The following is a 12,335-nucleotide window of genomic DNA, read 5'->3' on the forward strand; positions in this document are numbered from 1 at the left end:
TGTAGTAAGGACTTTAGTCCTGAAAAAACCGTGCTGGAAAGCAATACAGTTCCGTTAAGTCCGATCTCCCCTAACCCCCCTTCTTAAGGGGGCGACAAGAAAGCTTTCAAAGTCCCCCGACTATCCGGGGGATTTAGGGAGATATTCGGGGAATAAACATTGTTAACTTAACTAAACCGTATTGTGATAGAAAGGACTGAAATCCTGACTACAAACCAGGAAAACTGACAACTGACAAAAAACAAATGACTTTGGATTGGATTAGCCCTGCTGACAGGTTGCAAACACTACCGCCCTACGTATTTGCCCGTCTCGACGAACTCAAAGCCCGCGCCCGCGAACAAGGACTAGATTTAATAGACTTAGGAATGGGAAACCCCGACGGTGCCACTCCTCAACCAGTAGTAGAAGCCGCTGTCGCAGCCATCCAAAATCCTGCAAATCACGGCTATCCACCCTTTGAAGGGACTGCCAATTTCCGTCGCACAATTACCAAATGGTACAGCCGTCGCTACAATGTTGAACTCGATCCAGAAAGCGAAGCATTGCCTTTGTTGGGTTCCAAAGAAGGTTTAGCACATTTTGCGATCGCCTATATCAATCCCGGCGACTTAGTATTAGTACCGAGTCCCGCCTATCCCGTATTATTTCGCGGCCCGATTATCGCCGGTGCAAAAGTTCACAACATCATCCTCAAGCCAGAAAATGACTGGGTAATTGACTTAGGTTCCATTCCCGACAGCGTAGCCGAACAAGCAAAAATTCTCTACTTTAATTATCCCAGCAATCCGACCGGAGCGACTGCCCCCCGCGAATTTTACAAAGATATTGTTGCTTTCGCCCACAAACATCAAATATTACTGGTTCATGACTTGTGTTATGCGGAATTAGCCTTTGACGGCTATCAACCGACAAGCTTATTAGAAATTCCCGGCGGGAAAGAAATCGGTGTTGAATTTCACACCATGTCCAAAACCTACAATATGGCCGGCTGGCGAGTCGGTTTTGTAGTAGGAAATAGCAAAATAATTCAAGGTTTGCGAACCTTAAAAACCAACCTAGATTACGGTATATTTTCCGCCTTGCAAACGGCAGCAGAAACAGCGCTGCAATTGCCGGATAGTTACTTGCACGAAGTGCAGGAACGCTACCGCACTCGCCGCGATTTTATGGTTGCAGGACTGGCAGAATTAGGGTGGAATATTCCTAAACCTCTGGCTGCAATGTATCTTTGGGTTCCCTGTACTCCGGGGATGAGTTCTACGGATTTTGCCCTGAATGTTTTGCAGCAAACCGGTGTGGTTGTGACTCCTGGCAATGCTTTTGGCCCTGGTGGCGAAGGATATGTGAGGATTAGTTTGATTGCAGATTGCGATCGACTGGGAGAAGCATTGCGGCGCTTGAAACAAGCAAACATTCGCTATCAATAGTCATTGGTTATTGGTTATTGGCGATCGGCCGCTCACTCTGCATCAACTCATTATTATGTTGAGGATGACACCCATTATCCCCTAAACATAATAATGAGATTAACAAGCTCAGGCGCATATAAATTGTACAGTCAAGTTTGATGAAATTATTGTGGGGTGTCCCGCCCGCCCGAAAAATATAACGCAAGATGCGGGACAGCTTAGTGCGTAGGGTGCGCCGAAGCAGAAAAACCTGTTGAAATCGAAATAATCAATCTCCGAGGCACTCTACAAGTTGATTTAAGAGTGACTCTTTATTTTGTGGCCAGCTTTAAAACATCCGTGGATGTACGAGGTGCGATGCCGTGTCTCCTTAGTTATACTTAACAAAGATCATTAAGAAAGCATTTTTGCTATGTCCCTAATTGAATCTAAGTTAAACAACACCCGCAACCTTTTACAAGAATTAGGCAACTCAGTCTCTAGCTTAGTCAACTCCTCCCCGGATGTTTTTGCTGATTCGGGGATTCAATCTTGCCTACAGGATTTTTTAACTGTTTATCAAGAAGCCCGCCAACGCCTAGAAAATCCTAGTTTTCGGATTGCTACTCTGGGCACAACTTCCTCTGGAAAGTCAACGATTGTTAACGCGCTGATTGGTCGAAAAATCGCACCGATTGAAGCCGGAGAAATGAGTGGGGGTGTATTAACCATCAAACATTCTCAAGAACAGAGATTAATGATTGCAGAAACGGAAGATGCTGCTTGGGATGCTGGTGAATGGACAGGCTTAAGCGATGAGGATTTATATCAGCGAATTAGCACCGTGATGCACTCCTATCACGCGGCGCGGAAAAAGCGTGAGTATGTTGCGCCACAAATAACAGCTCATGTTCCTCTTTTACCTGCTTGTCATGCTTCTTTACTGGGTTTACCCAACGGAATCGGAGTTGAATTGATTGATTTACCGGGATTGAAATCAGTTCAAGACCGGGCTAACTTAGCAACTATCCAAAAGCAAGTTAATAAAGCTTTTAGTTTAGTGGCTTTGGACTATATGCAGGTAGATGATGACCACAGAAAACGCCTATTAGAAGAATTAAAGAAGGTTGTCGAAGATCTACAAGGTCGCACAGATTCGATGATTTTTATCTTAAATCGGGTCGATAACCGAGGAACCGATGATTTACCCCTATCAGAGCGGATTGATAAGTTAAGAGAAGAAATTAAAGAGGTCTTATCACTTCCAGAACTTCCTGATGTTCTGCCTTTTAATGCTCGTCTTTTATATTATGCTCAGTGTGCTTGGGGTTCTGGATCGGGTAACGAACCGTCAGTGATCAGTCAGGAGATACGGTTAAAACTCCTTAAAGCTATGTTTCAAGACTGTGCAGGAGTTATTAAATTCAATACTAAAGAAAACCGCGATTTAAAGAATTGGTTTCGCGATATTGAAGATCGGGTAGATGACAATAAGACTATTGATGATGAAACCATGCGACAAATTCTCCACTATTCTTTAGAATGGAGTGGAGGTAGAGAACTTTGGGCTCGTTTCCGTGTGCGGGTTCAAGAATCATTTGCTGAATTGGTAATACTTCCTGCTTTGTTGGAAGTATTCGATAATTACGATGCTTTGGCCAAATCTCTCGATATTCTGATTCAAACCAGAAAAATTTACAATCAAGAGCAGGTTGAACAAGAAAAATATAAAATTGCTAAAATCCGTCAAAATTTGCATAAAAATATTAAGAAAATTGCTCAGCAATTTAAGGACGAAATTGAGGAAATAATAAATTTTTTGAAAAGCAATGATCCTAACGATCATATTAAGTTTAAAAAAGCTGCTGTAAAAAAAGAATTTGATGGTTTTTCTCTGATGCTTAATGCTGTCGCTGAGGTAGAAGGAGACTTAACCAAGGTTCTAATTGTTCCAGTTCGTGATGCTTTTAAAAATAATCAAGGAGCTTTTGAGCTAAGAGATCAACTACGGGAAGTTATATTCCCTTCATTGGCTGATGATATTTCTCAAGCCTATGATAATGTTAGTCGTAGACTCAGTACATTTTCTTCTGAGTCAGAAAACTTAGTTAAGCGTGTACGGGCTGATGATGATAAAGGGAAAAAAGAACTTGAACATGATGAACGCTATGTTCGCCTGCTATATCACAGGATGAGAGAAGCTATATCCGCAAGAGCGGAGTTTTTCTTGCAAGGAAAAGCCCAGCAATTTGAACAAGCATTAGAATCATTAGTGAATGAGCAAGTTAAGAGATTAAAAGTTTGTTTGTCAGACAAAACTTTTTCTTCGATTAATGTTGAACAAGCAGCAATCAGTAATTTACGCAAAAAGTTAGCTCAAAACTCGCCAACTTTACCTGATAAGTTTTTTGAACTTTCCGCTCCTATAAAACAAAATCGCTCCACAAAAAGAGAAGTAGTTGGCAAAAAAACAGAGTATGAAACTCGCACAAAAACAGAATATCAAGACTATACAGAATCTTATCAAGATGGTTCTTGTTTCTCTAGCACAAAAACGAGAACAAAAACACGACCTGTAACCCGTAATTACCAAGAAGCTGTAACTCGGAATATTTACGAAGATATCGAGTATGTTGAACTTCTCCTTCCTTCTCCCGACTTAATGGCAAAACAATGGTTAAGTGGAATTGAGAAAGGGAAAGGGAGTTTGTGGGAGATTTTACGTGAGTGGATTATCAAACGGTTAGATGATGTTAGCAGTATCTTTGAAGAATCAGTTGATGAGATTACCAATCTAGCTGAACGTGCTTTGCAACAACAATTAACTATCATTGAGGAAAATTTTGATCAGGAAAAACAGTTCTGGCTTGATTTTGAAGTTAAAAAAGATCATGCAACAGCGGTTTGTCAAAATTTAGAAAAAGATTGTCGTCAATCTTAAGTCTGCTGTTGTATAATTTTAGGGAGCATCTTGCTCCCTCTTAAAACAATCTATTCTTTAAGGATTAACAATGATGTTTTCTCAGAAGTTAAACGAAGTAAGAGAACGAATAAGACATGAATTAACAGGTAGTAATCCTCCTGATTTTTATTTGTATCATTCTACTAGAATTTGGTGCCAAGAGCTTGGTATAAATAAAGATATTGCTGCCTATATTCTGAGAGGTTATGATCATCAGCCTGAAATAAAAAACTTAACAATTTATATTTATCAAAAAGGCACAATAGAAAAGGAAAATTGGGGTCTACTAACTCGATATGGATTCTATCAATATATAAACGCGCTTTTTAATCGAATGAACATTAGGAGGGAAAAGATGGAATTTATTGTACTTATTGCTTTCGCTATTACCGCAATTGGTTACTGGATATATATACTCAACCAACAAAAACAACAAACAACTCGTGGAGAAGAACCCAGACAAGATAATCCTAATCCTCTGGCTCCTACTGTTTCTACAGGTCAAACGCCTTCAATTCCAACTCCTTCAATTCCCAAAAATACTAATCAGTTTTTAATTTTAGTAGTGTCTCATTCACAGGCAGATTTTCTTAAATCACTCCAAGCAAAAGAAGAAATTGATTTTAAGGATGGGGAATATCTTTATGAAATCACGAAATATTTATGGCTAGGCTCGGAAACTGAATACTCTCAAATAAAACGTAATATCAAGGAGTATGAAGTCCCCAAAGGAGAAGAATCAGAATATGATATTTATCTGGTCTATATAAAACTAGATCAAGCTGATGAAGGATTCACTTCAAATGTGGATCAACTGGATAGATATGATGCTTTCCGTAAATTAGCTGATTTATCACGTAATCTTACAATCTCCGATAGATTGCAAATGGAAGCCTACGGAAACATTGAAGTTTACAATCGTTAAACAGGAGATAGTAAAATGCTGATTGATACCACTCTGTTAGTTAACAATCCCGAAATTATCAAGGGTTTACTTGATGGTTCCATGCAACGGTATGGAAGCGTTATTAGATGGGCTGCGGGAACTGTAAATGGTGGTCAAATTGTCCGCCATTTAGCCGAAACTCCCGGACTGACTAGCAAACTGATGACTGTTCCCTTTTCTCCCATTGTGGCAGGAATTGATGTTATTGGTCATGGGCTTAACTATCATAAATTAATAGGTGTCGAGGGTAAATTAATCGGTATTGAAAAAACCTTATCCTCAGTGATGGGGCTAAGTCAAATTGCTGCGGGCGCAAGTGTTTTAAACCTTGGTGTCAGTATTGCGGGCTTTGCCTATATGGGCTATAAACTGCACCAAATACAAAAAAATTTAGGTCACATTCAACAGTCAATGGAAGAAGGCTTTAACCGTGTTGAAGCTGGCTTAAATGGGATTAAAAATAACTTAACAGCAGGTTTTAATCATATTGATAATCGCTTAAATAGTGTTGACGAGGGCTTAAATATTATCTCTGGACAATTGGCCTATCTGTATTTATTGGTAGAAGACAGCCGCCAAAAGCAAAAAAGCCTTGCTAAAGCTATTTCCCATCTTCATCAAGCCATGCTAATTAAAGAAATTGCAGCTTTAAAAGCTGAACTTTACGATCGCTCTCTTTTTCCTGATGAATCACCGAGAGCTGCCATTAAAACAGCTTCTAGTGTGGGATTATTTCTCAGTAATCAAGCCATGCAAGCTACCCCAGAATTAGATGCTGAAATTATGCTTAATGCTGATGTTTCTATTCAAGGTTGGGCTGTAGCCGTAGCAACAGAAGCCAATCTTCTCTTAGAAATAGGGAAACATCAAGAAGCTAAAGAATTACTGGCGTTACAAATCCCCCAATTTAAACAAGTCGCGGAAAGATGGGGTAAGGCACTAATCAATGATGAAAACACTTATCTATCTACTGCTTATCGCTTTACTAATTCTCGGTTTAAAAACCATATTACCTCAGAACGAGTAGAACGAATTACGGAAATATCACCAAGCGATCGCACTTTATCTCCTGACCAAATCCGAGGCAAAAAAAATTATGTTGATGTAGAGTTTGAAATGTCCTATAATTCTGCTAAATTTGATCAAACATGGACACATCGCCAAATTGCTGTAGCTGAATATTTGGATGGGTTGAGTGAACTTTCAGCAAGATTAGAAGGTTTAGAATCGTTTGCAAATCTGTGCGAAAGTAAAGGTGTTAAAAGCAGCCGTGAAATTCTGCCTGGGCCAGACACTGAACCGGGCATATACATACTACCCAGCACATAGGGTAAAGTGTGTCATATCAAATCCGGTAGCATCGGAATTAATATTACCCACAATCAGGACACGGCAGTGCCCATAAGTGTCAACTTAAGCTTTTTGTGCGCCAGTCATCCCGCCCACCCGGCAGTCCGCCAGGGAATGAATTCCCTGTCTAATAGCTAAAGTCCTCTCAAAGAGGACTGAAAAACTCATTAGTCCTCTTTGAGAGGACTTTAGCTTTGAAGCAGGGGTTTCAACCCTTGCCGGACTATCGGTTTTACGTTAAGTTGACACTAATGGGCACTGCCGTTTCCCTACAATTAATGGGGGTAGGGAAACGGCACTGCTGTGTCCTCCGTTTCTATCATCTCTGAGTGCAACTATAAGGTTTTAATTTGCTCGATCGCCCAGTCAAAAGTTTCCATAACTTGCTTGAGTGCAGATTCATCCTGCAAAGTAAACAAAGCCAAACTCGGAGACCTTCTCTCCCCAGGTTCTGTAGGTAGCGACAGACCGATCGAACTCAGCTTACTTCTCAATTCCAGCCAATTTTGTTCCGCATTAAACGGCGGCTGGGAACCGTAATTATCAGCAGAAATCTCCATTCTGCCAGCAATATCTACAGTGAATAACTGATAGGGTTTTCTTCCCCTTTGAGGCAATTGAGCGGCGAAACCGCCGTAGGCATCCCCCGTTCCCCAGTGGATTTGAACTTCGGGTTCTTGACTTTTAGCCCAAAGGTAAATTGCTCTTGCCATTTGCGCCTCGTCCGCGCCCCGTCTAGCTTTGATTTCCGCAAAAAATGAAGATTCATCCCAGCGCCTTCTTTCGCGCGTTGCGCTGGATTTTTTCTGCTGTGCTTCCGCTGTCTGACCGATCACTCTGGGAACTAAAGTTTTCAAACCGTCTTCACTTACATACTGCTTAATTTCCAGTGCAAAAACTTCAACCGGGTCCATTTGTTCGTTGAGAAATTCCACAACTCGGCGCATTTCAGCGGAAATCTCGTCAGCGACAAACACTAAGCGAATTTTACCCGCTTGCAAATTAGTTTTAACCTTCTGCCAAAACCTATCTTCATTAGCATCCGCGCCCAGAAACTCTTCAAAAATCTGTTCTGGATCGCGGCCCCGATCGCGACAATTAGCTTCAAACAGAGCAATAATTGAATCGACTGGCCAGTGAACTACCGCATTAGCAGCATAGTCGATCGACTGACCCAAAACTTTTTGCCGCAGTTCGGCATTAGGAGTGCGCCTGACATCCACCAAAGTAGGAACTGCATTTTGGTCGAGAAATAAATGATCCAGCGACCACTGGACGGCTGTTTCCTCATCGGTGGGCGCTGCTGCTTCCCGCGAAATTAACAGCCACCTGCGCGCCGTCGCCCGATCGATTTGGTCTCCCGCGATCAAATTAGGATAAGTTACTAGCAAGTCTTGTAACTGGTCTTCCGAGTCGTAGGGCTGTTCCATCATTTCAACCAGCCTGTCGTCGTCCTGAATCAGATAAATACCTCCAGCCATGCAAGTCCACCTACTCAATTTGAGATTTTCATTGTTTGAACAGTTAACTGTTAACTGTTAACTGTTCGCTGTTGACTGTTGACTGTTAACACACTAATTAGCAATAAAGCCAGTAAATACTTGCTGTGCCGGCCCGGTCATGTAAATCCGCCCAGAAACTTCGGCCCATTCGATTTCCAAAACGCCGCCGGGGAGTTCAACAGCAGTTGTCCGATCGCACTTTCCGACCAACACCCCAGCCACCACAGCAGCACAAGCACCAGTCCCACAAGCTAGAGTAACACCTGCGCCCCTTTCCCACACCCGCATTTTTACGTAGTTCGATCGTATTACTTGAATGAATTCGGTATTTGTGCGCTGCGGGAAGGCTGGGTGGTGCTCGAACACAGGCCCGACAGTTTCTAAAGCAACAGCCGAAACATCGTCTACAAAAGTAATGCAGTGAGGATTACCCATGCTGACACAGGTAACAGACCAAGATTTACCCGCTACCTCGATCGGCACATCAATAGCTTTAGCATCCGGTGCGGCCAAAGTTGTCGGAATTTCCGCAGCCAGCAGCCGGGGAACTCCCATATCCACCTTAACTTGACCGTCCGATCGCAATTCCGGGCTAATGACACCCGCCAGAGTGTGGATGCGATACTGAGTTTTCGCCTTTGATCCTTCCAAATCGGCGATAAACTTAGCCAAACAGCGAATCCCGTTGCCGCACATTTCCGGTTCCGAACCGTCGGAATTAAAAATCCGCATCGTATAGTCAGTGCCATTTTGACCCGGAAGAGCAAAAATCACGCCGTCTGCGCCAATGCCAAAATGTCGATCGCACATTTCGACAGCTTGTTCTGGTGTTATCACCGGTTCCGAGGAGTGGCGGTTGTCAATCAGAATAAAATCATTGCCCAGTCCGTGATACTTCGCAAACTCGATCGGCATAAAAAACAAACCTCTTTTGGTTAAAACTGATTAGATAATTTGGCGACCAAATTACCCATTTCCCAGTATTATAAAACTTTATGCAATTTATAGTCCTTTCTAGTCAAATATAAACAAATATAATTTTTATAACTCTACAGGGATATCTAATTAATGCTGATGTCAATGGCTCAATGAATATCAGTCGAAAAGTAACCGCCAACTGGTTTCTCTCTCATCGGGTACAGGCACTTGTAATTGCGGCAGTAAGGGTTAAACGGTATAAACAGAAGAATATGGTTTAAGGTAATATTTGACTATATTTTTCTGAACTATGTCTGAATTTGAAACCGGATTGCCCAGCATTCGCTTAATACAAAGCTACATCAAAGACAAACAACAGGTGGAGATCAAACTCCTGACCGGCGACTTAATAGCTGGCAGAATTTTTTGGCAGGATAATAGCTGCATTTGCCTCCTCGATCCCTCAGAAACACAAATTCTGATCTCGCGACCAGCAATTGCTTATCTCAAACCCAACGGCTGAGAGTGGGGAATGGTGAATGGGGCAGTTGACTGTTGACTGTTGACTGTTCGCTGTTGACTGTTCGCTGTTGACTGTTGACTGTTGACTGTTGTCAGTTGGCAGTTGACTGTTCGCTGTTGACTGTTCGCTGGAAAGCTCACCACAGTCAACTGCCAACTGACAATTGCCAATTGCCAATTGGCAACTGCCAACTGACAACTGCCAACTGACAACCGCCAACTGCCAACTGCCCGCTGACTAATCGCTAAACAGCTTTTCGATGACTTGGGCCTTGACCAAAGGCAGCTTTAAAGCAGGTTGCGGCACCGGCGGTGAGGCCGTCCGCTGCATCAAGCCGAGCTCGTAGAAGCCGCCGCACAGCAGCAAACGATCGCCTTCTTGCAAATTGCTAGTTCCGTCCGGCCAGCGAGTAAATTTCCCTTCCCGGCGGATCGCCCGCACCTGCACGCCGTACTGGGCGAGTACATCTACCTCTGACAGTTTTTTGCCCGCCCAAGGGCTGTTTGCTGGCAGCCTCAGCCACTGGCAAGAACTGTCGCCCTGCGGCACTGCAACTTCCCCCTTCGCCAGCAACTCAAAACTGATGAGTTCTTCCGGTTCTCCCACTACAAAAAGCCGATCGCCCGGCTGCAAAGCTGTCTTCCCGTTAGGATAATCAATTTCCTCGCCATTCTCGCGGACGATCGCCATCACGCTGACCCCTGTCAACTGTCGCAAGTTAGTTTCTTCCAGAGTCATGCTGGTGATGGGAGAACCCTGCGGCAAACTGTACCACTCGCTGTTCATATCTCGAACCGCCACTTTCAAATCCCGCGAAATCGCCAAAGGTTCGCGCGGTGGCCGCAATTCCAGATAGCGGCTGCTGCGAATTTGCTGCACTTCCCGCCCGATCGCCATTGCCGAGATCCCAATACTAGCCAGCAAGTGGGAAGACAGTTCTAAACTGGCCTCAAACTCCGGCTGCACTACTTCCCAGGCACCCAGTTGGTAAAGCAGTTCGATGTCTTTATCTTGGTTTGCCCGCACCACAATATCCAAATCCGGGACTAATTCTAAAGCCCGCTTCAGACACAAGCGAGTGCTCATGGGATCGGGAAGGGCGATCGCCATGGCTTTTGCCCGTTCCACCCGCGCAGCTTCCAATACGTGCAAGCTGGCAGCATTCCCGTAAATGTAAGGAATTCCTTGCATTCTGCACTCTTGAATTCTACTTTCTGACTCGTCGATCACCACAACTGAACAGTTGCGACTTTGCAGCATTTTGACTAAAATTCTGCCGACTCGCCCGTAGCCACAAACCACAACATAATTTTGTTCCGGCAAAGTTTCAGCTATTGCCACAGGTTGAGATGTTTCGTCAAAATAGCGCTGCAAAGGCCCGAAATTTTCCGCCCATTTCAATAACTGCGGCACGCTTCTCAATACAAACGGAGTTAGCACGAGGGTGACTGCTGTCGTTCCTAAAATTAACAGGTAAACGTCCCGCGAAACCAGCCCCATCATTTGACCGGCACTAGCGAGTACAAAGGAGAATTCTCCGATTTGAGCTAAGCCCAAACCTACGATCAATGCTGTTTTTAGTGGATAACCAAATAGCCTAACGAGTGGCGCGATGATCAAGAATTTGCCGACAAATACTATAAATACCAGTCCCAGAATTACTTCTAGATGGCTCCAGAGAAACATCGGGTCGATTAACATACCGATGGTGACAAAAAATAAGGATGCAAAAATATCTCGCAAAGGCTCAACGTAAGTTAGAGTTTGGTCGGCATATTCCACCTCCGAAATCATTAAACCCGCCACAAATGCGCCCATCTCGATCGAGAAACCCAAATATTCTGTCAGCAGCGCAATACCTAAAGCCAGAACCACAACTCCCAGCAAAAATAGTTCGCGGCTTTCTGTTTTCGCGAGATAGCGCAGCAACTGCGGGACAATCCAAATGCCTGCAATTACAGCACCTGCAGCAAATAAGCCGATCCGCAGCAGAGCCCAAGCTACCGTCATGCCGATCGCTTCTGCTGGCTGATTGAGTGCCGGCAAAACTGCTAGCATTAGCCCCAAGGCCAAATCTTGAACTACTAATATTCCCAGCATGACTTGACCGTGGGAAGTACCGCTTTCGTTGCGTTCCATCAAGCACTTGAGTACAACTGCTGTAGAGGAAAGCGACAGAATCGACCCTAAAAACACGCCTTGGGCGGGCGATTCTACCCAACCTACAGCCAAGGAAATTGCAGTAGTAATGGCGATCGTCAGCACAATTTGCAAGCCCCCCCCGCCCAAACTAATGGCTTTTACTTTCTGGAGTTCGGCGAAAGAAAATTCCACTCCCAAGGCAAATAACAGAAAAGCAACCCCGAATTCAGCCAGGGTGTCTACCTGAATTAATTCTTTAATCAGCCCCAAACCGGCCGGCCCAACTACGATCCCTCCCAGGAGATACCCGAGAATTACCGGCTGTCGCAATAGCGATGCAAAGAGTCCTCCTGCAGCGGCAGCAGCGAGAACTAGAACTAAGTCAACGATCAGTCGGAAGTCTTCTTGCACAACTTTATGAAAAAAGTATAAAGTTATATTATAGTATCTAATGTGTTGACTATGTTTAGTGGGTTGACTGTAGTTGGTGAGCCAGGGCAACTGCAACTATATAACCCGGTATTTTTTGAGGCTAAAGAGTTTCACTCCTCACAAAAAGCTTAACCTCTTGCAAGTTGATCGACGCATTGGGGCTTTATTG

8 protein-coding genes are annotated in these 12,335 nt (G+C 43.7%); 5 read left to right on the top strand and 3 right to left on the bottom strand.

Features of this window, described 5'->3' with window-relative positions; all coding sequences use genetic code 11:
* Positions 1-245: 245 nt before the first annotated feature.
* The 4 genes from QUA44_RS03320 to QUA44_RS03335 all read left to right on the top strand — a co-directional run bounded on the left by QUA44_RS03320 (position 246) and on the right by QUA44_RS03335 (position 6,628).
* Complete coding sequence (locus tag QUA44_RS03320) at positions 246-1,430, top strand: aspartate aminotransferase (RefSeq protein WP_333248490.1); 1,185 nt, start codon at positions 246-248, stop codon at positions 1,428-1,430.
* A gap of 394 nt (positions 1,431-1,824) precedes the next feature.
* Positions 1,825-4,332, top strand: a complete 2,508-nt coding sequence (locus QUA44_RS03325; RefSeq protein WP_333248488.1) for a dynamin family protein — start codon at positions 1,825-1,827, stop codon at positions 4,330-4,332.
* Between the two features lie 70 nt (positions 4,333-4,402).
* Entirely contained in the window at positions 4,403-5,278 is an 876-nt protein-coding gene (locus tag QUA44_RS03330; protein WP_333248486.1) for a hypothetical protein, read from the top strand.
* 15 nt (positions 5,279-5,293) lie between these two features.
* Positions 5,294-6,628 (top strand): hypothetical protein, encoded by a 1,335-nt coding sequence (locus QUA44_RS03335; RefSeq protein WP_333248484.1) that lies wholly within the window; start codon positions 5,294-5,296, stop codon positions 6,626-6,628.
* Positions 6,629-6,984: 356 nt separating this feature from the next.
* Here QUA44_RS03335 and QUA44_RS03340 read toward each other — a convergent pair whose 3' ends face one another.
* Entirely contained in the window at positions 6,985-8,130 is a 1,146-nt protein-coding gene (locus tag QUA44_RS03340) for a hypothetical protein (RefSeq protein WP_333248482.1), read from the bottom strand.
* 93 nt (positions 8,131-8,223) lie between these two features.
* Entirely contained in the window at positions 8,224-9,066 is an 843-nt protein-coding gene (gene dapF, locus QUA44_RS03345) for a diaminopimelate epimerase (protein WP_333248480.1), read from the bottom strand.
* A gap of 313 nt (positions 9,067-9,379) precedes the next feature.
* Here dapF and QUA44_RS03350 point away from each other — a divergent pair, with 313 nt between their 5' ends.
* Positions 9,380-9,592 carry an Hfq-related RNA-binding protein gene (locus QUA44_RS03350; protein ID WP_333248478.1) on the top strand — a complete coding sequence of 71 codons (213 nt, stop codon included), beginning with the start codon at positions 9,380-9,382 and terminating at the stop codon, positions 9,590-9,592.
* Positions 9,593-9,829: 237 nt separating this feature from the next.
* On the opposite strand, the gene QUA44_RS03355 is transcribed toward QUA44_RS03350, so the two are convergent.
* Complete coding sequence (locus QUA44_RS03355; protein WP_333248475.1) at positions 9,830-12,145, bottom strand: cation:proton antiporter domain-containing protein; 2,316 nt, start codon at positions 12,143-12,145, stop codon at positions 9,830-9,832.
* Positions 12,146-12,335: the final 190 nt, after the last annotated feature.

The organism is Microcoleus sp. N9_A2 (assembly GCF_036701775.1).
In the GTDB taxonomy this organism is placed as follows: domain Bacteria; phylum Cyanobacteriota; class Cyanobacteriia; order Cyanobacteriales; family Microcoleaceae; genus Microcoleus.

Bases quoted from the DNA above. Each gene is read 5' to 3' on its own strand.
- QUA44_RS03320 (WP_333248490.1), top strand. From the start codon at position 246: ATGACTTTGGATTGGATTAGCCCTGCTGACAGGTTGCAAACACTACCG.
- QUA44_RS03335 (WP_333248484.1), top strand. From the start codon at position 5,294: ATGCTGATTGATACCACTCTGTTAGTTAACAATCCCGAAATTATCAAG.
- QUA44_RS03350 (WP_333248478.1), top strand. From the start codon at position 9,380: ATGTCTGAATTTGAAACCGGATTGCCCAGCATTCGCTTAATACAAAGC.
- dapF (WP_333248480.1), bottom strand. From the start codon at position 9,066: ATGCCGATCGAGTTTGCGAAGTATCACGGACTGGGCAATGATTTTATT.
- QUA44_RS03325 (WP_333248488.1), top strand. From the start codon at position 1,825: ATGTCCCTAATTGAATCTAAGTTAAACAACACCCGCAACCTTTTACAA.
- QUA44_RS03330 (WP_333248486.1), top strand. From the start codon at position 4,403: ATGATGTTTTCTCAGAAGTTAAACGAAGTAAGAGAACGAATAAGACAT.
- QUA44_RS03340 (WP_333248482.1), bottom strand. From the start codon at position 8,130: ATGGCTGGAGGTATTTATCTGATTCAGGACGACGACAGGCTGGTTGAA.